We start from the raw sequence: 19,865 nt of genomic DNA on the forward strand, positions 1-19,865 counted from the left end.
CTCTTATGAACTCGGAATTTTTAGCTTTCCCACAATTTGACCCGGTGATCTTCTCACTCGGTCCCGTTAGCCTACGTTGGTACGGCATGATGTATTTAATCGGTTTTGTATTTGCCCGCTGGCTGGCGGTGCGCCGTGCCAATCGACCGAACAGCAGTTGGACAACAGAACAGGTTGATAATCTGCTGTTTAACGGCTTTTTAGGCGTTTTTCTCGGCGGACGTATCGGTTATGTGATGTTCTATCAGTTCGACTATTTCCTCCAGGATCCGCTTTATCTGTTCCGCGTGTGGGAAGGCGGCATGTCTTTCCACGGCGGTTTAATTGGCGTCATTCTCGCTATGTACATCACCGCCAAACTGCAAAAACGCAGCTTCTGGGCAACGGCGGATTTCGTCGCTCCGCTGATTCCGTTCGGTTTAGGTATGGGGCGTCTCGGGAATTTTATCAACGACGAACTGTGGGGACGGGTTACCGATGTGCCTTGGGCGGTGTTATTTCCCTCCGGCGGTTATCTGCCGCGCCACCCGTCGCAATTGTATGAAGCGGTATTGGAAGGCTTGGTATTGTTTTTTATCCTTAATCAATTCATTAAAAAACCGCGCCCGACAGGAGCCGTCGCCGGTTTGTTTTTAACCTTTTACGGTTTGTTCCGTTTTATCGTTGAATTCTTCCGCGAACCGGACGCTCAGTTAGGGCTATTTTTCGGACAACAGATTTCCATGGGGCAGATTCTGTCCACGCCGATGATTATTATCGGTTTAATAATTATCGCCGTTGCCTATCAAAGTGCGGTCAAAAAAGGATAAGTTTATGCGTCAATATTTAGAGTTATGCCAACGTATCATTGATAAAGGCTGTTGGGTTGCAAACCAACGTACCGGGAAACGCTGTCTGACTGTGATCGATGCGGATCTCACCTATGATGTGGCGCAAAATCAGTTTCCACTGATCACCACTCGGAAAAGTTACTGGAAAGCCGCCATCGCCGAATTTCTGGGTTATCTGCGCGGTTATGACAATGCCGCCGATTTCCGTAAACTGGGCACCAAAACATGGGATGCCAACGCCAACGAAAACCTTGCGTGGTTGCATAATCCGCAGCGTAAAGGCACCGATGATATGGGGCGGGTTTACGGTGTGCAGGGGCGCGCTTGGCGCAAACCGAACGGCGAATCCGTCGATCAGCTGCGCAAAATCGTTGATCATCTGCGCAACGGTATTGATGATCGCGGTGAAATCATGACTTTTTACAACCCGGGGGAAATTGATCTCGGTTGCCTGCGCCCCTGCATGCACACGCACACCTTTTCGCTACTGGGCGATACACTGTATTTAACCAGTTACCAACGCTCCTGTGATGTGCCGCTGGGACTAAACTTTAACCAGATTCAGGTATTCACCTTTCTAGCGTTAATGGCGCAAATTACCGGCAAAAAACCGGGGCAGGCGTTCCACAAAATCGTCAATGCGCATATTTATGAAGATCAGCTTGAGTTAATGCGCGATGTACAGCTGCAACGTGAACCCTTTCCGCTGCCGCGACTGGAAATTAACCCAGCAATACAAACCCTGGAAGATCTGGAAACTTGGGTGACGTTGGATGATTTCAAAGTGGTCGGCTATCAGTGCCACGATGCCATTAAATATCCGTTTTCGGTGTAAAACATGAAAGCCGTTATACCTTTTCTACTGAGCGCGCTGATGCTGAACGCACAGTTAGCTTGCGCCGACAATTACAGCACGGCAACCGAACCGGCGCAATTGCAGCAGGGCGCCGAACAGGGCAATGCCGAGGCGCAGATCTATCTGGGCGAGCAGTATGAACAAAAGCAGGATTATAGCAATGCCGCCTTTTGGTATGACAAAGCCGCACAGCAAAACCTGCCGATGGGTTTGTTTAATCTGGGTTATTTGTATGAAAAAGGTTTGGGCGTGGAACAAAGCTATCATACCGCCGTAAAACTGTATAAACGCGCCGCAGAACAGCACGCCGCGCCAGCACAATATCGCCTTGCCTATATGTATCTGAACGGACAAGGGCTGCGGCAGGATATGAATATCGCGCATACATGGCTGGAAACCGCGGCGGAACAAGGTTATGCCCAAGCCCAGTTCGATCTGGCAATGATGTATTACAAAGGGCTGAACAATATTGCGCAGGATCTGCACAAAGCCAAACATTGGTTTGAACAAGCCGCCGCACAACAACATGCACCGGCGCAATTCAGCTTAGGTTTAATCTATCAAAACGGCGTCGGCGTAACCCAGAATTATCAGACCGCAGCCGACTGGTACAACAAAGCGGTCGCTCACCAACACGCGCCAGCGCAATTGAATCTCGGCGTATTATACGAACAGGGAAAAGGCGTGCTGCAGGATCTGAAAAAAGCCAAAGCCTTATACGGCGATGCCTGTGACAACGGCGATCAACGCGGTTGTGATTATTACAAAGATCTGAACCAGAAAGGGATCTAAAAGTGCGGTCGGATTTTGATCAGAAAATGATGCGTTATGCACTGGCTTTAGCGGATAAAGCGGAGGCATTGGGTGAAATTCCGGTCGGCGCGGTACTGGTTGACGAGCGAGGCGAGATCCTCGGTGAAGGTTGGAATTTATCCATTGTCAGTTCCGATCCCACCGCTCATGCGGAAATTGTCGCCCTACGTAATGCGGGACAAAAAGTGCGCAACTACCGTTTATTGAACACAACCCTTTATGTAACTCTTGAACCTTGCACAATGTGCGCCGGCGCGATTTTGCACAGTCGGATTAAGCGTTTGGTATTCGGTGCGGCGGATTATAAAACCGGTGCCGTAGGTTCCCGTTTCCACTTTTTCGATGACTATAAAATGAATCACGTACCGGAAATTACCGGCGGAGTGCTGGAAGCGGAATGCAGCCGCAAACTAAGCGAATTTTTCCGCAAAAGACGTGAACAAAAAAAATCCGCCAAACAACCGGCGGCGGATTAATAATAAAGGCAAAATGCCGCTGCTACGGATTGGATTAATCCGACAGTTATGCGGCAACCATCACCATCGCCGGGCGGATAACACGCCCATTCAGTAAATAGCCCTTCTGTAATACAGTAGTAATCTGGTTACTTTCAAAACCTTCCGTTGGCTGCATGGAAATCGCCTGATGCAGATCCGGATTAAAGGTTTCACCAACCACGCCGACTGGTTCAACACCAAAACGCGCAACTGTTGCCAATAACCCTTTCAAGGTCAGCTCAACACCGTCAACTAATGCCTTAATGCCGTCATCTTCAAGAGTTGCCGGTGTGGCCAACGCACGTTCCAAATTATCAATGGTTTCCAGCAAGTCTTTTGAGAATTTCTCCAGTGCGAATTTATGGGCTTTCTCCACATCTTGTTCGGCGCGGCGGCGAATATTATCCATTTCCGCGCGGGTGCGTAATAAAATATCCTGTTCTTTTTTGGCGGTTTCCGCTAATTGTTCTTCCAATTCCTGCACCCGTGCAATCGCTTCTTCCAGTGCATCCTGTTCTTCTGCATGTTCTTCAATCGGCTGTTGCGGTTCCTGCGCCTGCTCTTGCGTTGGGTTTTCCGTTTGATTTTCCGCTTGTGGATTTTCTACTTTCTTTTCCTGTTCTGACATGCTCTGCTCCATTCATCAAAAGGTGTCGTCTATTGTAACAAAAAACATAAAAATTAACACTTGCCCCGCGCTGCGCTGGCAAGTAAAAAACTTTATGTGTAATATAGGCATTAATTTTATGAATTCAAGTGCGGTTATTTTTTGGCACAAATGGAACCACTATGTCCAACGGTAATTTAATTGACAACAACGAATTGCATATTTCCTTTCATACTATCGGTTTAGTGGGAAAGCCGCGTAAAGACATCAATTTGCAAATGCACAAGAACCTGTTCCAGTGGTTGTCGGAACGAGGTTATAACGTGTTGGTCGAAAAAGCCATCGGCGAACGTCTCGGTCTGCCTTTTCATCATCTGGCGGAACTTGATGAGATCGGACGGCTAGCCCAACTGGCGATCGTCATCGGCGGCGACGGCAATATGCTCGGGCGCGCCCGAATTCTGGCGAAATATGACATCGCCCTGATCGGTATCAATCGCGGCAATTTGGGCTTTCTGACTGATATTGATCCGAAAAACGCCTATGCGCAACTGGAAGCCTGTTTGAAACACGGCGAATTCTTTGTAGAAGAACGGTTTATACTGGAAGCCGCAGTCGAGCGCGAAGGCAACATCATCGCCCGTAGCTACGCCGTCAATGAAGCGGTTATCCATCCGGCAAAAATCGCCCATATGATTGATTTTCACGTCTATATTAACCATAAATTGGCTTTTTCTCAGCGTTCCGATGGCTTAATTATCTCGACCCCAACCGGCTCCACCGCCTATTCGTTATCCGCTGGCGGCCCGATTCTGATGCCGCAGCTAAACGCACTGTCATTGGTGCCAATGTTCCCGCATACGCTGTCTTCCCGCCCGTTGGTGATTGACGGTGACCAAAGAATTTCCATTCGTTTCGCCGAAGACAATACCTCACAGCTAGAAGTCGGCTGCGACAGCCAGATTGCACTTTCTTTCACCCCGGACGATGTGGTGCATGTGTATAAAAGTGAACACAAGCTGCGCCTACTACACTTAAAAAGTTACAATTATTACAAAGTGTTAAGCTCAAAATTAGGCTGGTTGAGAAATTCCGCCTAAAATGCTGGCAAAAAAAACTTTACTGTATATAAAAACAGTTATAAACTGACAAATATACAGTAAAGAGGATTTTGTCATGCTCACTCAACTTACCGTCAACAATTTTGCTATCGTTCATCATCTGGATGTAGAGTTATCTGCGGGAATGTCGGTGATTACCGGTGAAACCGGCGCCGGTAAATCTATTGCGCTTGATGCGCTGGGCTTATGTCTCGGACAACGCACGGAAAGCGGTATGCTGCGCGAAGGACAGCAACGCGCGGATATTTGCGCCACCTTCCAACTCCCCGCCCAACACCCCGCATCGCAATGGTTGCAAGAACAGGAATTACAGGATCAAGATAATCCCGAAAGCTGTATTCTGCGCCGTATTATCAATGCCGACGGACGTTCAAAAGCCTTTATTAACAGCACGCCGGTTTCTGCTGCACAGCTGAAAGCCGTCGGTCAATATCTGGTACAAATTAACGGGCAACACAGCTCACAACGTCTGTTGAAAAGCGATGACCAACTGCAACTGGTGGATAATTTCTGCGCCCACCCGCAATTATTAACAAACATGCGTGAAAGTTACCGCACTTGGAAACATTTACAAGCACAAATCACCGCTTTCCACCAACACTGCGCAGAAAATGAAGCCAAAAAACAACTGCTACAATATCAGGTCGAGGAGCTGGATCAGTTCGCGTTGAAAGAAGGCGAATATCAAGAACTGGAAGAAGAACATAAACGTCTATCCAACAGCGATACGCTCAACTCGCTTTGCCAATCAGCGCTGCAACTGTTAAGCGAAAATGACAGCGTCAGTATTGATGCGTTGCTGCATCGGGCCAATCAATATATTGACGAGCTGTGTGAATTGGATCCGCGTTATGCCGATGTACAAAGCATGTTACAGGAGGCGCTGATCCAAATTCAGGAAGCCACTTCAGAAGTGCAGCATTTATCCGCCAATATTGAGCAGGATCCCGCTTTATTACAACAAGTGGAACAGCGCATGAGCCAAGCGCTGCAACTTGCGCGCAAACATAACATATCTGCGGAACAACTGGTGAAACGCCATCAAACCTTAAAGCAGGAATTAAATCAACTGACGGATTTTTCACACAGCGAAGCAGAATTGCACCGGCAAGAACAGCTCGCCTACCGTACAATGATAGATGCAGCAACGGCACTCAGCAACAGCCGTCGACAAGGTGCGGAAAAACTGGCGACGGTAGTGACCGAATCAATCAAACAGCTCGCCATGGAAAACGCGCAATTTTCCATTCAGTTTGACACAGCAGAAAATCGTATTAGCGCGAACGGCACGGATAACCTAACATTTATGCTGCGCGCCAATCTGGGGCAATCTGCACAGCCATTGGCGAAAGTGGCGTCCGGCGGCGAATTATCCCGCATCGCACTGGCTTTACAAGTACTGACTTCGGATAAATCTTCCGTATCAACACTGGTGTTTGATGAAGTGGACACCGGTATCAGCGGCGCTACTGCAAGCGTGGTGGGCAAACTGTTGCGCCAACTGGGACAAAAATGTCAGGTGCTGTGTATCACGCACTTACCGCAAGTCGCCTGTTGCGGTCACCGTCACTTTTGGGTAGAAAAACAAACTATCGACGGCAAAACCGAAACAAAAATGACCGCACTTTCCGCCTCGCAACGAGTAAACGCACTGGCAAAACTGTTGGGTGGCAGCAAACTTACCGACAGCGCCCTTGCCAATGCGCGTGATATGCTGGATGCAGTCGGCTGAAAAATATAATGCGCCGGCTAGCACATTTAAGCATTATCGCATTTAGCATATACGCGGAAGAAAAAAATCAGGAGCACAGGAAAAATAAAAAATAGGGGAAAATAAGCGAAATAGCGAAATAGAAAACACGAAGAGACTAAGTTACATCAATTGCCACAAAGAGAATGGCTCAGCTGGAACTGAGGGCGCGATGAAATGAAAAAATGAGATCTTATATCGCGCCGGAGCGGCAATAGCACAAGGGTAACCTGTCAAATATCAAGTGAAAATTCATGCTATTGCCGGAGCATATTAGATTTTATGCCACGATTTTACTAAGCTCATCAAAAAATGTCGGGAATGTTTTTGCCGTACATTGCGGATCTAAAATAGTAACCGGCGTATTCGACAACGCCACTAAGGCAAAACACATCGCCATACGGTGATCGTTATAGGTCGCAATTTCCGCATGACGAAACTGCTCTGCGGGCAACGGTTGAATCCGGATGAAATCCTCGCCTTCTTCCACCTCTGCGCCGACTTTACGCAGTTCAGTCGCCATTGCCGCCAGACGATCCGTTTCTTTCACCCGCCAATTGTAAATATTGCGGATCACGGTTTCGCCCGTGGCAAATAATGCGGTTGTGGCAATCGTCATCGCTGCATCGGGAATATGATTCATATCCATGTCAATGCCGTGCAACTCGCCTTTTTCCGCCTGAATAAAATCATCGCCCCAAGTGATCTTAGCGCCCATTTTTGCCAATACATCGGCAAACAGCCGATCACCCTGAATGGAATGTTGCCCGATACCGCTGACTTTCACTCTGCCCTTAATCGCGCCGGCAGCAAGGAAATAGGAGGCAGACGACGCATCGCCTTCCACCAGATAAGTATGCGGCGCAATATAACTCTGTCCGCCCGGCACAAAGAAAGTGCGATAATTATCATGCCGCACCGCCACACCGAAATCTCGCATCATCGCTAATGTGATATCAATATAAGGCTTAGAAACCAGTTCGCCGATAATTTCTATCTCCATATCCTGCGCAGCAAGCGGCGCGGAAATTAAAAGTGCGGTTAAAAACTGGGAAGAAATCGAACCGTCAATGCGCACTTTTCCGCCCGACAGACCGCTGTTACGAATCGCCAGCGGCGGGTATCCCTCATTTTCTAGATACTGAATATCGGCCCCCGCCTGTCGCAGCGCATCCACCAAATGCGCTATTGGGCGCTCTTTCATGCGCGCTTCGCCGGTCAGCACCACTTCCGCCTCCATCGCCCCTTTCAGGCACAATGCCGCCGTCAGCGGACGCATTGCCGTTCCCGCGTTGCCTAAAAACAGTGCCAAGCCATCATGACATTGAAAAGCGCCGCCTGCCCCCTGAACATCACACTGTGTTCTATCGTCCGACAATTGATATTGAATCCCTAAGGCTTTTAACGCATTCAGCATATGGCGGGTGTCGTCGCTGTCCAGCAAATTGGTGACTTTGGTTGTTCCTCTGGCAAGCGCCGCCAGCAATAAGGCTCGGTTGGAAAGGCTTTTCGAACCGGGCAAATGAATATCGCCATCCACACGAGCAATAGGATTAAGGGTGATTTTATCCATGATTGTTTCACTATCCATAATGACTGGGCGATAACTCTCGCCCCAAGTTTGAACACTATACGTTGATAACTGCGTTTATGCCAGATTCAGCACTTTCAAAAGTGCGGTGAAAAATCGGTCATTTTCTTGCGGTAAACCGATACTGACACGCAGATGATTCGGCATGCCATAGCCGGCTATCGGGCGCACGATCACGCCTTCGCGCAACAGCGCATCGTAAATCGGCGCGGCGGGACGTTTAAAATCAAGCGTAATGAAATTCCCTTTCGAGGGGATATACGCCAGTTGGTGCTGCCGGCAAAAATCTTCGTAACGTTTCATCTCGGCACAGTTATTTGCTGCGGCTTTTTGCACAAATTCGTCATCATTTAACACCGCAACGGCGGCAACCAATGCCAAAGCGTTACAATTGAACGGCTGCCGCACGCGGTTTAACAAGTCGGCAATTTCCGGATGAGACACCGCATAGCCGATACGCAGCCCCGCCAGACCGTAAGCTTTGGATAACGAACGAGAAACAATCAAATTCGGATACCGCTCCACCAGCGCAAAAGAATCCACACGCTCATCCGGCGCAGTAAATTCGGTATAGGCTTCGTCCAACACCACGATCACATGTGCCGGTACCTGCGCCAAAAAGCGGTTTATTTCCGCCTGCGTTAAAAAATTCCCGGTCGGGTTGTTCGGATTGGCGATATAAATCAGCTTGGTGTTATCGTTAATCGCCGCCAAAAAGCCGTCCAAATCGTGCCCCCAGTTTTTCGCCGCAATTTCACGTGCAGTTGCGCCAATGGCTTTGGTAATCAACGGATAAACGATAAACGCATATTGCGAATAAATAATTTCATCATGTTCGCTGGCAAACGTGTGAGCGAACAATTCAATTAAATCATTGGAACCGTTGCCGAGGGTGATCTGATCGGCATGCAGACCGAATTTTTCGGCAATGGCGGCTTTCAGTTCAAAACCGTTGGCATCGGGATAACGGGTCAGATCATTGAGCCGTCGCTCAATGGCCTGCTTGGCGCTTTGCGGAAAGCCGAAAGGGTTTTCATTCGACGCCAGTTTAATGATATTACGGATACCGAGCTCACGTTCAAGCTCTTCAATCGGCTTACCCGCCTGATAAGGGGAAAGGGATTTGACCCCTTTGTTTGCGATATTGATAAATTGCATAGGTTTCTTTTTATCGGTTGTAACAGAAAAAGATAAGGGCTTTCACCTGCCCTTACCTGTGATATTAACGGTTTTGCGCGGCAAACTGGCGCATAAAGGCAATCAAAGCTTCGACGCCCTCAATCGGCATCGCATTGTAAATAGACGCCCGCATACCGCCCAATACTTTATGACCTTTCAGCGCCTGCAAGCCTGCGGCGGTGGCTTCGGCGACAAATTTCGCATTTAATTCGTCATTGCCGGTGGTAAAGGTAACGTTCATTAAAGAACGATTCGCCGGCGCCACATGGTTGCGATAAAAATCGCTCTGATCTAAATAGGCATACAGCAATTCAGCTTTGGCTTTATTACGCCGTTCCATTGCTGGCACCCCGCCGGTGGCAAGCAAATGTTTAAACACTAGTGAACATAAATACCACGCAAAAGTCGGCGGTGTATTGATCATCGAATCGCTTTTCGTCTGCACTGCATAATTCCAGATGGACGGTGTGGCGGTGCGCGCCTTACCGAGTAAATCTTCACGCACAATCACGATGGTGATCCCCGCCGGTCCTAAATTTTTCTGCGCGCCGGCATAAATCAGACCGAATTTACTAACGTCGATTTCACGTGACAAAATATTGGATGACATATCAGCGACCAATACCGTCTCACCCACATTCGGCAGGTCAAAAATCTCAACGCCGCTGATAGTCTCGTTCGGGCAATAATGCACATAATCGTATTGCTGCGCAATATCACTGAAATCCAGCGTTCCTACTTGTAGCGTTTCACCTTCGGTTAAAAGATTAATTTCATCAACCTCACAGAACAGGCGCGCTTCTTTCGCCGCCGTCGCCGACCAGTGACCGCTGGTTAAATACAGCGCTTTGCCTTTTTCATTACACAAATTCATCGGAACGGCGGCAAACTGACCGCGAGCGCCGCCTTGCAAAAACAGGACTTTATAATTTTCCGGAATATGGTAAAGCCGGCGAATATCCTCTTCCGCCTGCGTGATCAGTTCCATAAACAACTTGCCGCGGTGACTGACCTCCATGACCGAGGTATGCTGTTCCTGCCAGTTGAGTAATTCCCGTTGAGCCTGTTGCAATACTGCCGGCGGCATCATTGCCGGTCCGGCGCTGAAATTAAAGACTTGAGACATGTTTCACTTCCTGAGAGATAATTGAGAAATAACAGAATAATTCAATATTTTTATCACCTCAGGATAGCGTAAGCAACGACTTTTATGAAATTCAGCAAATTTTTTGCGTTTAGCCGGAAAAAGCGTGCGAATACTTTGACGAAAAGCCTAAAAAAGACTACATTAATCGGGGTTTATATTTAATTAAAGGCAGAGAGTATCAATTATGGAAAACGTGAATAAACAATCGTTCCAAGAAGTGTTAGAGTATGTGCGTATGTATCGTTTAAAAAATAAATTATTGCGCGATATCGACGATAACAATCGTAAAATTCGCGACAACCAGAAACGCGTACTGTTATTGGACAACCTGAACCAATATATCCGTGACGATATGAGCATTGAAGATGTGCGCGCCATTATTGAAAATATGCGTGACGACTATGAAACCCGAGTGGATGATTACACTATCCGCAACGCGGAGCTGTCTAAACAGCGGCGCGAAATCAGCGGCAAAATGAAAGGGCAGAAAAAAGCCCATGCCGAGTTATTGAAAAAATAACCGATGTTCAAAACAGTCAAAAGTGCGGTGAAAAATAAAAGAATTTTCACCGCACTTTCTTAATTTCTCACCGAATATACCTTAAATTTTCCCGTTTTCGCCAGCACTTGATGAGTGCCGAAATATTCGTCCAGCAAATTCGGATAAGGCAGGAACGCATTTGCCACAATCCGCAGTTCTCCGCCGGCGGTTAGATGCTGTTTTGCCTGTCGAATCAAAGTTTCCACCGCACGGTAAGCGGTATCAATACCATCATGAAACGGCGGATTAGAAAGAATTATGTCGAATTTGCCGTCAATGTGAGAAAACACATCGCTTGCCATCACCTTGCCCTGCAACCGATTTTCCGCCAACGTGCGTTCAGCGGAGACCAGCGCCATTGCGTGAATATCCGTCATGGTAATCGCGGCTTGCGGGTTGCGTTGTTTGATATAACTGCCGATCACACCCGCACCACAGCCCAAATCCAGCACCTTGCCGTTAATGGGCGCGTCAAGGGTAGATAACAGCAACGCCGTACCGGCATCAAGTTCATGGGCGCTGAATACACCCGGCAGGCTATAAACGGTGAATGAATTCAGCGGGCGATAAGTTTTCCAGTATTCATCAAGCTGAAAGTGCGGTCGGTTTTTCAGAGAAAAATGGTATAGCCCGCAACGGCGAGCGCCGTCAATTTTTGCGATCTCCCCGTAAGGTGCCAGCAAATTTTCCGCCGAACGAACACCGCTGCGGTTTTCGCCGACAATCAACAACTCCTGCCCTGACCACGCATTAGCCAGCAACTGCATCAACTGAAAAGCGACCTCCTGCTTATTTTTCGTCCAATAATAAACGACTAACTCTGTATCGCCGTTAAAAACGGCAGAAAAATCCACCGCACTATTGGTTCGAGCATAATCAAAATAACACGACCAAATGCGAACGGATTTCGCTATCTTTTGAATCTGCTGCGGAAAATGATCCTTAATGCCACCGGCAAATAAAACCGCTTTATCCTGAAAAAACGCCAAATGACGTTCCAGCACCTGACTTTCGAGAGAAATCACCCTATCAATCCTCTGCGTTATTGGTTAAAATTGGCGCCTATTATAAAGGAAATCAGATATTGATGAACAGACGCGATCTTCTCTTACAGGAAATGGGCATTACTCAATGGCAGCTGAATCGTCCCGATGCCTTAAAAGGCGCGGTCAATCTTGCTGTCGCGCAACATATCCGTTTGATTATTATTGCCGAACAGGCAATTCCCGCCACCCAACAGCTGCTACAGGATATTTTGCGCAGTCTGGAAATTGGCGCGCAAGATTGTTTATGTATTAATTTCGATTTCGCGCCACTAATGAAGATTCAGCATCCGGTCTGTTACTGGTTATTAAGCAATAATCCGCAAAAAATCGACCGCACTTTAGCCTACTGCAAACAGGCGATGGCGCAATGGCAATCGCCGGACTGGCAAAGCTTACGGCAAGACCCGCAGGCGAAGCGTCAGCTATGGCGACAAATTCAACAACAAGCCGATTAATTATGCCGTATATTACTCATATTGAAGAACAGGATTTTCCCCGCTTATTTGCCATTGAACAGGCGGCACATGTCGTGCCTTGGTCATTCGGTACGCTAAAAAATAATCAAGGCGCGCGCTATCTCAATCTGAAAATTCAAGGTGATGACGGCGAAATTCTCGGTTTCGCCATTTGCCAGACCGTGTTGGACGAAGCGACCTTGTTCAATATCGCCATCGATCCGCCCTTTCAGGCCCAGGGTTTGGGAAAATATCTGCTAAATCAACTAATTGAAAAACTGCGTGAACAAGGCATTCGCACGCTGTGGTTGGAAGTGCGCCAGTCCAATATCGGCGCACAACGGCTCTATGAACAATGCGGATTCAATCAAGCGGATAGCCGCAAAAACTACTATCCCACCGCGGCGGGCGGGCGGGAAGACGCCATTATTATGGCGCTATACTTATAAAAGTGCGGTGGATTTTCGCGCATTATCGGCATTCGCGCACTTGCTGTACGACCGCTTTTGTCAAGCGCCCAATTTCCGCCCAGTTTTTCGCCTGAATCAGAGATTTATCCACAAACCAAGAACCACCGCAAGCAACCACATTCGGTATCGCCAGATAATCACAAATATTATGTATGCCGATACCGCCGGTCGGCATAATCTGCAATTGTGCATACGGACCGAGCAACGCCTTAATCATTTTTACCCCGCCGCTGGCCTCTGCCGGGAAGAATTTTACCGCCGTTAATCCCATCTCCAGCGCCGCTTCAATGGACATCGGGTTATTCACACCAGGTGTAATCGGAAAATGCAGATCCTGACAAAGCCGTAGGATTTTCGGGTTCAATCCCGGCGTAACCACAAAATCAGCGCCGGCATTTTTCGCTTGCACAACCTGCTCGGCAGTCAGCACCGTGCCCGCCGCAATCAGCATATCGGGCTGATGAGCGCGCAACAAACCTATCGCTTGTGCTGCTGCGGCGGAACGAAACGTAATTTCCACCACCGGCAAGCCATTATCTGCCAGCACCTGCGCCAGCGGCACAATATCCTGCGCGTTATCCAGCGCAATCACCGGAACCACTTTGATTTGTCTAAGTTTTTCAATCAATTGTGCTGTTGTATCAGTCATTTGCGATCCTCATTAAATTGCTCAATTAAATGGACTGTAGCCGCAGAAGGAATAATCGCGCCTTTGTGCTGAATCACAATGCCCGCCAGCTGGTTCCCCTGTCGGCAACAGCTAATCAAATCTTTTTGTTGCAAATAGCCGTTTAAAAAACCGGCGTTAAAGGCATCGCCAGCAGATGTGGTATCCACAACTTGTGTCGCCGGTATTGTCGGCACGCTAACCTGTTGACCGTTTTGGTATAAAATTGCACCGCACTTTCCTTGTTTCAGCACGATTTTATTAATGCCATGTGCAGCTAAACGACGAAGACAGTCCTGCACATCCTGATCGCCCCACAGCAGCCGTTCATCATCAAAAGTCACCAATGCCACATCAACCAACGGCAACAGCGTCGCATAATATCGCTGCGCCTGCGACGGGTTCTGCCATAATTGCGGACGATAATTACTGTCGAAAATAATCTCGACCCCGTTATTACGTAAAGCGTTAAGCTGTTGGATAAACAAAGTGCGGTCGTTTTCCGGCAAGATTGCCAAACTGATGCCGCTGAAATAAATAGCATCAACCTGCGCCAGCTCGGACAACACGCGAGGATAATCACGATGTTGTAACAAATACCGTGCGGCAGACTGGCTGCGCCAATATAAAAATGTGCGTTCACCGTGTTGGTCCAACTGAATCAAATACAATCCCGGCTGACGCATAGGATCGCATAACACCCAATCCGTCTTAATCCCGTCCGCCCGCCAATGCTCAGCCATAGCCTGACTCAGTTTATCCGTACCAAGAGCCGATACATAATATACTTCAATCTTATCCGACGAACTTACCCGAGCGACATAAGTCGCCGTATTGAGCGTATCACCACCATAACTCTGGCGCATAGCCCCGAACGGCTCCCCATTAAGCTCGATCATACATTCACCGAGTAGGGCGAGTTTTTTCATCAAATCACCTTATTTAAAATAGTTTTTGGCATTACGGTAACAGATATTACTTACCATATTTCCCAATAATTCAATATCATTCGGCGCTTCGCCATTCACTACCCATTGCCCCAGCATTTCGCATAAAATACGGCGGAAATATTCGTGGCGCGTATAAGATAAGAAACTACGTGAATCCGTCAACATGCCTACAAACTGGCTTAACAAACCGAGTTGCGAAAGCTGTTGTAATTGGCGTTCCATACCATCTTTTTGATCATTGAACCACCAACCGGAGCCAAACTGAATTTTTCCGGCAATACCGCCGGTTTGAAAATTACCAATCATACTGGCAATCATTTCGTTATCACGCGGATTCAAACAATACAAAATGGTTTTAGGCAATTGCTCTGTTTCATCCATCGCATCCAACAAGCGGGACAGCGGTTCGGCAAACGTGCGATCGCCGATAGAATCAAACCCGCAGTCAGGTCCAAGGAGCCGGAACATGCGGGTATTATTATTGCGCAACGCACCGATGTGCATTTGCATTACCCAGTGACGTTTACAATACTCTTGTGCCAACCAAACAAGAAGTGCGGTCGAATATTGCGCGATTTGTAATTCCGTTAATGGCTGATTGTTGCGACGCATTTGTAAAATTGTATCAAGCGCTTTTTCATCAGGAACGGGAGCAAAACGCACGATTTCCATCCCATGATCGGCGGATTTACAGCCGTGCGCATCAAAATGCGCTAAGCGTTTAGCTAATGCTTTTTTTAACCCGTCAAAATTATTGATTTCCATATCCGCCGCTTGTTCAAGCTGAGCAATGTATTCGTTAAACTGCGGTAAATCAATTTTTACGACGCGATCAGGGCGCCAACTTGGCGCCACTTCAATATCAAACGTCTTGTCTTCAGCAATTGCGTTGTGATAGTCCAAACTATCCACTGGATCATCCGTCGTACCTGCAAATTTTACATTCATTTGTTGCATAATGCCGCGCGCCGAAAATTCCGGTTGCTGCAACATTTCATTGCATTCATGCCAAATTTTGACCGCACTTTTTTCATTAAACAGTTCATGAATCCCAAACGGACGGCGTAATTCCAGATGCGTCCAATGATAGATCGGATTACCGATACATAAAGGCACAGTTCTCGCCCACACTTGATATTTTTCGTAATTATCGGCTTTACCGGTAATAAAATACTCTTCCACACCAGCAGAACGCAACGCTCGCCATTTATAATGATCGCCTTCCAACCAAATTTCCGCCAAATCGGTAAAGCGACGGTTTTCAGCAATATCTTTCGGGCTGAGATGGCAATGATAATCAAAAATAGGCTGCGCTTCGGCATAGTCATGATACAACCGCCGCGAGATTTCATTAGAAAGTAGAAAATCTTCGCACATAAATTGTTTCATTATTTGCTCTCCTCATACACCGCTGTAAGCTGAAAAACCACCATCAATCGGTAGCACCACGCCGTTAATAAAACTTGCGTATTCTTCGTCCATTAAGAATAAAACTCCGCCCAGTAATTCATGCGCTTCGCCAAATCGGCCCATCGGAGTGTTAGTTAAGATTTTATGCGCGCGCGGCGTTGGATTGCCGTTTTGATCAAACAATAACGCTCGGTTTTGATTGCCCACTAAAAAACCCGGCGCAATGGCATTGCAACGGATGCCTACGTGAGAAAAATACACAGCCAACCATTGAGTGAAATTACTGATCGCCGCTTTCGCCCCTGAATAAGCAGGAATTTTAGTAAGTGGCGTGTAGGCATTCATGCTGGAAATATTAATAATGTTTGCGCCCTTTTTGCCAATCATATCTTTTGCAAAAACTTGCGTCGGCAATAACGTTCCCAGATAATTCAGATTAAACACGAATTCAATACCGCTTTTGTCCAGTTCAAAAAACGATTTCGTCGTTTCACTTAGATTAAATTCATGGAATTCATTATCTGTTGTCGCTTTCGGACTATTCCCGCCCGCGCCGTTAATTAAAATATCGCAAGTGCCGAAATCCTGTTCGATAGCATCCCTCGCCATCTGAATACTGTGTAGATCCAACACATCAGTTTGATACGCTTTGGCGATATAGCCCTGTTGAACAATCTCTTCGGCAAACTTGGCTGCAGCGTCAAAATTAATATCCAATAACGCTACTTTCGCCCCGGTTTTTGCGATTTCCTTGGCAAAAAAAGCACATAATACGCCTCCTGCGCCGGTAATCACCACTAACTTGTCTTTGAAATTATGTTTTTTGGCAATATTCATGTTTATTCCTCCATTGCAAAAAATAGGATATGTACCCATATCCCGGCGATTTAGCTACTTACCCAATGCATCAATTTTATTAATATATTGACCAATGACCGGATCATTTTGTGCTTTATCATGCATCGGTTTAACCGCATCAATAAAAGGCTGCTTATCTACCGTGATAAATTCCACACCCATTTTTTCTTTAGCTTCTTTCACTTCTTTAGCGGTCATTTCAACCCACAAATCTTTATGATAGAGCATTGATTTATCGGCAGCATCTTTCATAATTTTGTGTTGCTCCGGTGTTAATTTTGCCCATGTTTTTTCGCTAATCACCAAAACATCTGGAATAATAGTATGTTCGTCTTCACTAAAGAATTTAGCAACTTCGCCATGACGCATTAAAGTCAACGCAGTCTGGTTATTTTCGGCCCCATCAACAACTCCCTGCTGTAATGCAGTATATAATTCACCGAAGGCCAGCGGTGTTGGCGAAGCGCCTAATAATTTCACCATTTCTAATGCACTTGGGCTCGGTTGCACACGAATTTTCATACCCTTCAAATCAGCAGGCGTTTTAATCGGCTTTTTAGCATAAAAACTGCGCGCGCCCGCATCATAATATGTTAATCCAATAAATCCTTTACCAGCGGAATTGTTCAAAATCTTTTGTCCGATATTTTCATCCTGTAAAACTTGATAATAATGTTCGCTGTTCTTAAATAAATAGGGCACATTAAATGCCGCAAAGGTTGGCTCGAAAGCTTCTAATTCGCTGGCATTCGATTTTGCCATATCCAAAGAACCGGCCTGCAATAGTTCCATGGATTCGCGCTGATTACCTAACTGGCTGTTCGGGTAAATCCGAATCACGATATCGCCATTGGAGGCTTTCTTTACCTCATCGGCCATATACTGCATTGAAATATGTACTGGATGCGTTTTATCGTTATTATGACTGAGCTTTAATACCGTTTTAGCCGATACACTAAATGAAACCGAGGCGACTAATAATCCGCTGATAATCAAGGACAATGCCTTTTTCTTAATAAACATAATTATGTTCTCCCTATTGTTTTAACAAAAGTACAAACGACTATATCGCATACTGGTTTGGATTATTTTCGTATCCACCGCAAAGATACTAAACCAATCACAAAAATTGCACCAATATATTTAATTAATTTTGTGATAACAATCACATTTCCTGTAATTAAACCTGTATAAAAAAATTAAAAACGCTATATTTGGTTTACCAATTAAATCTATTTTGTGATAACAGGAGATAGTATGACAAACAAATTCATATCAATACTGGATCGAATATTGGCGACTTTCTGTGTCGTCTTATGTTCCGCCCTTGTTTTATGTGTGGTCTGGCAAGTATTCTCACGTTATGTATTAAATGATCCAAGTACAGTCACGGATGAATTAGCCCGCTTCCTATTTATCTGGGTCGGTTTAATCGGTGCAGCATACGGCTTAGGTCAGAAAAAACATTTAGCGATTGATTTACTCCTGACTAAATTAGAAAGCTCTCCTAAAAAGCATGCAGCTTTGCAACTCATTATCAGCCTCATCGGTTTAGCTTTTACCCTTATCATTATGTGTTACGGCGGAGGACGGTTAGTTCTTGATATTATGAATGCAGGGCAAATTTCACCAGTGCTAGGCGTAGAAATGGGACTTGTGTATCTTGCCATCCCGATTAGTGGTTTCTTCATGCTGGTCTTTCTACTCAGAGATCTTATCAGTGAATGCCGCCAATTATTAGCTTAACAATTAAAAAGGTGAAACATTATGGAATGGTCAACAATTCTCATCCTTTGCAGTAGTTTTTTTATATTATTAGCAATTGGCACACCAATTTCATTTGCAATCGGGATATCGTCACTATTAACGATTATGATGTCTATTCCGTTTGATTCTGCAATTGCAGTCATCTCACAAAAAATGGCCTCCGGACTGGATAGCTTTTCGTTGCTCGCTATTCCGTTTTTTATTTTGGCAGGTAACATAATGAACCGTGGCGGTATCGCATTACGCTTAGTCGAATTTGCCAAAGTATTGGGCGGACGTTTACCTGGTTCACTTGCTCATGTTAATGTGTTAGCAAACATGATGTTTGGCTCGATTTCCGGTTCTGCCGTCGCAGCTACAGCCGCTGTTGGCAGTACCATGGGACCTCTACAAAAGAAAGAAGGTTATGATCCGGCATTTTCCGCAGCGGTAAACATTACTTCGTCACCAACCGGATTGCTAATTCCGCCAAGCAACACATTTATTGTTTATTCTCTAATTTCCGGCGGGACCTCTATCGGCGCATTATTTCTAGCCGGATACATTCCCGGCATTCTGATGGGGTTAGGCATTATGCTGGTCGCAGGATTTATCGCTAAAAAGCGGGGATATCCGATATCTGCTAAACCAACATCGAAAGAAATTATACACAAAACACTGGACGCTTTACCAAGCTTAGGATTAGTTGTCGTCATCATCGGCGGTATTATTATCGGAATTTTCACTGCAACGGAAGCATCCGCTATCGCGGTAGTTTACACCTTGATCTTATCAGTGGGAATTTATCGAGAAATTCCGCTCAGACAATTACCTTCCATTATTTTGGAAGCCATGATTACCACATCCATTGTATTATTGTTGATTGGCACATCAATGGGGATGTCATGGGCAATGGCTAATGCCGATATTCCATACACCATTAGTGACGCACTGTTAACAGTATCAGAGAATCCAATTATTATCCTACTGATTATCAATTTAATTCTGCTGATTATCGGCACATTTATGGATATGACCCCGGCATTACTGATCTTCACACCGATTTTCTTACCGATAGCTTTAGAACTCGGAATGGATCCGGTGCATTTCGGTATTTTAATGACATTTAATTTATCTATCGGCATTTGCACGCCTCCTGTTGGCAGTACATTATTTATCGGCTGTTCCGTTGCCGGCGTAAAAATCGATCAGGTTATTAAACCATTACTTCCGTTTTACTCGGTGCTAATAATCACCTTATTAATGGTGACTTTTATTCCACAGCTGAGCTTATTACTGCCTCAATGGTTGCTAGGCTATTAATTCAGGAG

Annotated in this window: 21 protein-coding genes; 11 read left to right on the plus strand and 10 right to left on the minus strand. The window is 46.2% G+C overall.

Features of this window, described 5'->3' with window-relative positions; all coding sequences use genetic code 11:
• Positions 1–5: 5 nt before the first annotated feature.
• The 4 genes from lgt to tadA are packed head-to-tail and all read left to right on the plus strand — an operon-like array spanning position 6 to position 2,975.
• Positions 6–809 carry a prolipoprotein diacylglyceryl transferase gene (gene lgt / locus BN3349_RS03475; protein WP_040975945.1) on the plus strand — a complete coding sequence of 268 codons (804 nt, stop codon included), beginning with the start codon at positions 6–8 and terminating at the stop codon, positions 807–809.
• 4 nt (positions 810–813) lie between these two features.
• Positions 814–1,665 (plus strand): thymidylate synthase, encoded by an 852-nt coding sequence (locus tag BN3349_RS03480; protein ID WP_040975946.1) that lies wholly within the window; start codon positions 814–816, stop codon positions 1,663–1,665.
• A 3-nt stretch (positions 1,666–1,668) separates the two neighbouring features.
• Positions 1,669–2,478, plus strand: a complete 810-nt coding sequence (locus BN3349_RS03485) for a tetratricopeptide repeat protein (protein WP_040975947.1) — start codon at positions 1,669–1,671, stop codon at positions 2,476–2,478.
• Positions 2,479–2,504: 26 nt separating this feature from the next.
• Positions 2,505–2,975 carry a tRNA adenosine(34) deaminase TadA gene (gene tadA / locus BN3349_RS03490; RefSeq protein WP_048736516.1) on the plus strand — a complete coding sequence of 157 codons (471 nt, stop codon included), beginning with the start codon at positions 2,505–2,507 and terminating at the stop codon, positions 2,973–2,975.
• A gap of 46 nt (positions 2,976–3,021) precedes the next feature.
• On the opposite strand, the gene grpE is transcribed toward tadA, so the two are convergent.
• The gene (gene grpE / locus BN3349_RS03495; protein WP_040975951.1) at positions 3,022–3,624 is read right to left on the minus strand and encodes a nucleotide exchange factor GrpE; all 603 of its coding nucleotides are present in this window, start codon (positions 3,622–3,624) and stop codon (positions 3,022–3,024) included.
• Between the two features lie 161 nt (positions 3,625–3,785).
• On the opposite strand from grpE, the gene BN3349_RS03500 reads away from it, so the two are divergent.
• Entirely contained in the window at positions 3,786–4,703 is a 918-nt protein-coding gene (locus BN3349_RS03500; protein ID WP_040975953.1) for an NAD(+) kinase, read from the plus strand.
• Between the two features lie 76 nt (positions 4,704–4,779).
• Positions 4,780–6,456, plus strand: a complete 1,677-nt coding sequence (gene recN / locus BN3349_RS03505; protein WP_040975954.1) for a DNA repair protein RecN — start codon at positions 4,780–4,782, stop codon at positions 6,454–6,456.
• Between the two features lie 298 nt (positions 6,457–6,754).
• On the opposite strand, the gene aroA is transcribed toward recN, so the two are convergent.
• The 3 genes from aroA to serC form a co-directional block, all read right to left on the minus strand.
• A complete protein-coding gene (gene aroA / locus BN3349_RS03510; RefSeq protein WP_040975955.1) occupies positions 6,755–8,047 on the minus strand; it encodes a 3-phosphoshikimate 1-carboxyvinyltransferase in 1,293 nt (430 codons plus the stop codon).
• Between the two features lie 75 nt (positions 8,048–8,122).
• Positions 8,123–9,223, minus strand: a complete 1,101-nt coding sequence (gene hisC, locus BN3349_RS03515; RefSeq protein ID WP_040975956.1) for a histidinol-phosphate transaminase — start codon at positions 9,221–9,223, stop codon at positions 8,123–8,125.
• 64 nt (positions 9,224–9,287) lie between these two features.
• Positions 9,288–10,370 carry a 3-phosphoserine/phosphohydroxythreonine transaminase gene (gene serC, locus BN3349_RS03520; RefSeq protein ID WP_040975957.1) on the minus strand — a complete coding sequence of 361 codons (1,083 nt, stop codon included), beginning with the start codon at positions 10,368–10,370 and terminating at the stop codon, positions 9,288–9,290.
• A gap of 205 nt (positions 10,371–10,575) precedes the next feature.
• Between serC and BN3349_RS03525 the strand changes: the two genes are divergently transcribed.
• Positions 10,576–10,911 (plus strand): DUF496 family protein, encoded by a 336-nt coding sequence (locus BN3349_RS03525; RefSeq protein WP_032093574.1) that lies wholly within the window; start codon positions 10,576–10,578, stop codon positions 10,909–10,911.
• A 59-nt stretch (positions 10,912–10,970) separates the two neighbouring features.
• On the opposite strand, the gene rsmC is transcribed toward BN3349_RS03525, so the two are convergent.
• Complete coding sequence (gene rsmC / locus BN3349_RS03530; protein WP_040975958.1) at positions 10,971–11,957, minus strand: 16S rRNA (guanine(1207)-N(2))-methyltransferase RsmC; 987 nt, start codon at positions 11,955–11,957, stop codon at positions 10,971–10,973.
• Positions 11,958–12,019: 62 nt separating this feature from the next.
• Here rsmC and BN3349_RS03535 point away from each other — a divergent pair, with 62 nt between their 5' ends.
• Positions 12,020–12,433: a DNA polymerase III subunit psi gene (locus BN3349_RS03535; protein WP_040975959.1), complete on the plus strand. Its 414-nt coding sequence runs from the start codon at positions 12,020–12,022 to the stop codon at positions 12,431–12,433.
• Between the two features lie 2 nt (positions 12,434–12,435).
• Entirely contained in the window at positions 12,436–12,882 is a 447-nt protein-coding gene (gene rimI, locus BN3349_RS03540; RefSeq protein WP_040975960.1) for a ribosomal protein S18-alanine N-acetyltransferase, read from the plus strand.
• Positions 12,883–12,904: 22 nt separating this feature from the next.
• Here the strand turns inward: rimI and BN3349_RS03545 are convergent, their stop codons facing one another.
• The 5 genes from BN3349_RS03545 to BN3349_RS03565 are packed head-to-tail and all read right to left on the minus strand — an operon-like array spanning position 12,905 to position 17,811.
• The gene (locus BN3349_RS03545) at positions 12,905–13,552 is read right to left on the minus strand and encodes a bifunctional 4-hydroxy-2-oxoglutarate aldolase/2-dehydro-3-deoxy-phosphogluconate aldolase (protein WP_040975962.1); all 648 of its coding nucleotides are present in this window, start codon (positions 13,550–13,552) and stop codon (positions 12,905–12,907) included.
• A complete protein-coding gene (locus BN3349_RS03550) occupies positions 13,549–14,499 on the minus strand; it encodes a sugar kinase (RefSeq protein WP_082024874.1) in 951 nt (316 codons plus the stop codon). The genes BN3349_RS03545 and BN3349_RS03550 overlap by 4 nt, the downstream gene beginning before the upstream one ends.
• A gap of 9 nt (positions 14,500–14,508) precedes the next feature.
• Positions 14,509–15,909, minus strand: a complete 1,401-nt coding sequence (uxaC, locus tag BN3349_RS03555) for a glucuronate isomerase (RefSeq protein ID WP_040975964.1) — start codon at positions 15,907–15,909, stop codon at positions 14,509–14,511.
• A 12-nt stretch (positions 15,910–15,921) separates the two neighbouring features.
• Positions 15,922–16,767, minus strand: coding sequence for an SDR family oxidoreductase (locus tag BN3349_RS03560; protein WP_040975966.1), 846 nt, complete (start codon positions 16,765–16,767; stop codon positions 15,922–15,924).
• Between the two features lie 54 nt (positions 16,768–16,821).
• Positions 16,822–17,811, minus strand: coding sequence for a TRAP transporter substrate-binding protein (locus tag BN3349_RS03565; RefSeq protein ID WP_040975967.1), 990 nt, complete (start codon positions 17,809–17,811; stop codon positions 16,822–16,824).
• A 234-nt stretch (positions 17,812–18,045) separates the two neighbouring features.
• On the opposite strand from BN3349_RS03565, the gene BN3349_RS03570 reads away from it, so the two are divergent.
• Positions 18,046–18,534, plus strand: coding sequence for a TRAP transporter small permease (locus BN3349_RS03570; RefSeq protein WP_040975969.1), 489 nt, complete (start codon positions 18,046–18,048; stop codon positions 18,532–18,534).
• Between the two features lie 21 nt (positions 18,535–18,555).
• Positions 18,556–19,857 carry a TRAP transporter large permease gene (locus BN3349_RS03575; protein ID WP_040975970.1) on the plus strand — a complete coding sequence of 434 codons (1,302 nt, stop codon included), beginning with the start codon at positions 18,556–18,558 and terminating at the stop codon, positions 19,855–19,857.
• Positions 19,858–19,865: the final 8 nt, after the last annotated feature.

The sequence above is a fragment of the Necropsobacter massiliensis genome (assembly GCF_000827595.2).
GTDB classification, from domain to species: domain Bacteria; phylum Pseudomonadota; class Gammaproteobacteria; order Enterobacterales; family Pasteurellaceae; genus Necropsobacter; species Necropsobacter massiliensis.

Bases quoted from the DNA above. Each gene is read 5' to 3' on its own strand.
- lgt (WP_040975945.1), top strand. From the start codon at position 6: ATGAACTCGGAATTTTTAGCTTTCCCACAATTTGACCCGGTGATCTTC.
- BN3349_RS03480 (WP_040975946.1), top strand. From the start codon at position 814: ATGCGTCAATATTTAGAGTTATGCCAACGTATCATTGATAAAGGCTGT.
- BN3349_RS03485 (WP_040975947.1), top strand. From the start codon at position 1,669: ATGAAAGCCGTTATACCTTTTCTACTGAGCGCGCTGATGCTGAACGCA.
- tadA (WP_048736516.1), top strand. From the start codon at position 2,505: ATGATGCGTTATGCACTGGCTTTAGCGGATAAAGCGGAGGCATTGGGT.
- grpE (WP_040975951.1), bottom strand. From the start codon at position 3,624: ATGTCAGAACAGGAAAAGAAAGTAGAAAATCCACAAGCGGAAAATCAA.
- BN3349_RS03500 (WP_040975953.1), top strand. From the start codon at position 3,786: ATGTCCAACGGTAATTTAATTGACAACAACGAATTGCATATTTCCTTT.
- recN (WP_040975954.1), top strand. From the start codon at position 4,780: ATGCTCACTCAACTTACCGTCAACAATTTTGCTATCGTTCATCATCTG.
- aroA (WP_040975955.1), bottom strand. From the start codon at position 8,047: ATGGATAAAATCACCCTTAATCCTATTGCTCGTGTGGATGGCGATATT.
- hisC (WP_040975956.1), bottom strand. From the start codon at position 9,223: ATGCAATTTATCAATATCGCAAACAAAGGGGTCAAATCCCTTTCCCCT.
- serC (WP_040975957.1), bottom strand. From the start codon at position 10,370: ATGTCTCAAGTCTTTAATTTCAGCGCCGGACCGGCAATGATGCCGCCG.
- BN3349_RS03525 (WP_032093574.1), top strand. From the start codon at position 10,576: ATGGAAAACGTGAATAAACAATCGTTCCAAGAAGTGTTAGAGTATGTG.
- BN3349_RS03535 (WP_040975959.1), top strand. From the start codon at position 12,020: ATGAACAGACGCGATCTTCTCTTACAGGAAATGGGCATTACTCAATGG.
- rimI (WP_040975960.1), top strand. From the start codon at position 12,436: ATGCCGTATATTACTCATATTGAAGAACAGGATTTTCCCCGCTTATTT.
- BN3349_RS03545 (WP_040975962.1), bottom strand. From the start codon at position 13,552: ATGACTGATACAACAGCACAATTGATTGAAAAACTTAGACAAATCAAA.
- BN3349_RS03550 (WP_082024874.1), bottom strand. From the start codon at position 14,499: ATGAAAAAACTCGCCCTACTCGGTGAATGTATGATCGAGCTTAATGGG.
- uxaC (WP_040975964.1), bottom strand. From the start codon at position 15,909: ATGAAACAATTTATGTGCGAAGATTTTCTACTTTCTAATGAAATCTCG.
- BN3349_RS03560 (WP_040975966.1), bottom strand. From the start codon at position 16,767: ATGAATATTGCCAAAAAACATAATTTCAAAGACAAGTTAGTGGTGATT.
- BN3349_RS03565 (WP_040975967.1), bottom strand. From the start codon at position 17,811: ATGTTTATTAAGAAAAAGGCATTGTCCTTGATTATCAGCGGATTATTA.
- BN3349_RS03570 (WP_040975969.1), top strand. From the start codon at position 18,046: ATGACAAACAAATTCATATCAATACTGGATCGAATATTGGCGACTTTC.
- BN3349_RS03575 (WP_040975970.1), top strand. From the start codon at position 18,556: ATGGAATGGTCAACAATTCTCATCCTTTGCAGTAGTTTTTTTATATTA.